This window comes from Mesorhizobium sp. M7A.F.Ca.ET.027.03.2.1, from assembly GCF_003999175.1.
Taxonomy (GTDB): Bacteria; Pseudomonadota; Alphaproteobacteria; order Rhizobiales; family Rhizobiaceae; genus Mesorhizobium.
This window is the reverse complement of the sequence record NZ_RZOM01001546.1, coordinates 1-968: the sequence shown is the minus strand read 5'-3', so window position 1 is coordinate 968 and position 968 is coordinate 1. Positions and strand designations below refer to the sequence as shown.

The 968-nt window shown below is 66.3% G+C and carries 1 protein-coding gene; it reads right to left on the bottom strand.

Features of this window, described 5'->3' with window-relative positions; genetic code table 11:
- Positions 1–968: right-handed parallel beta-helix repeat-containing protein (locus tag EN750_RS36325; RefSeq protein ID WP_210212803.1), on the bottom strand; the 968-nt coding region annotated here is incomplete at both ends.

The following is a 968-nucleotide window of genomic DNA, read 5'->3' as shown; positions in this document are numbered from 1 at the left end:
GTCCGGAGATGACGATGTTGCCGGCGACCACCGCCGCATTGACGCCGGCAAACGAGATGCCGTCGGCGCCGGGATTGGTGATGTTGATGTCGCCGAAGCGGATCGCCGCCGGCGAATCCGAAATGGCGATCGCCGGCCCGGTCGTGTTGGAGATCGTCGTCGCACCGTTGACGGTGAAGCTGCCCGCGACATTCTCGAGCACGACACCCGACGTGCCGCCGCTCTGGCTGATCGAGTCCAGCACGACATGAGCGGTGATCGGATCGATGAAGACGGCGGTGCCGCCATTGCCCGATACGGTGCCGCCGGTGGTTGTGAACGTCCCGCCGGTCGACGTGCCCTGCACGGTGATGCCGCGGTCAGTATTGTCCTGCGCATTGACGGTGGCGAAGGTGTAGGTGCCCTTGCCGCTGATATCGAGACCGTCGTCGAGATTACCCTGCAGCAGCGTCGTGCCGGTGAAATTGTAGGTGCCGTCGCCGTCGATGTGCAGGCCGTCGAGACCGTTGCCGGTGGCGGTGAAATTGGAGCCGGTGATGCCGGTCGAGCTGCCGGTGAAGTCGGCGCCGTTGCCGCCCGCACCGGTGACCGTCACATTGGTCAGCGTCGCGCCGGTGATGTTGTTGCCGAAAATGCCGTCGGCGCCGCCGGTGATGGTGATGCCGTTGAGCGTGTTGCCGTTGCCCAGCGTGATGACCGGGTTGGCGACGTTGGTGCCCTGGATCGTGCCGTCGCTGCCGCCCAGGTTGAAGGTGCTGGTGCCGCCGCCGAAAAGCCTGGCGGTGACGCTTTCGCCGCCGCCGATGACGGTCTGTCCATTGGCAAGCGTCACGCCGCCGGTCGTCAGATTGCCGTTGCCGCCAAGCGCGACGACAAAGCCGTTCGCACCCGACTTGGTCACGGCGTCGTCCAGAGTCGTCGGGTCGGCCAGCGTGCCGGCGCCGGCGAGGCCGCCATCGGCGAAATAG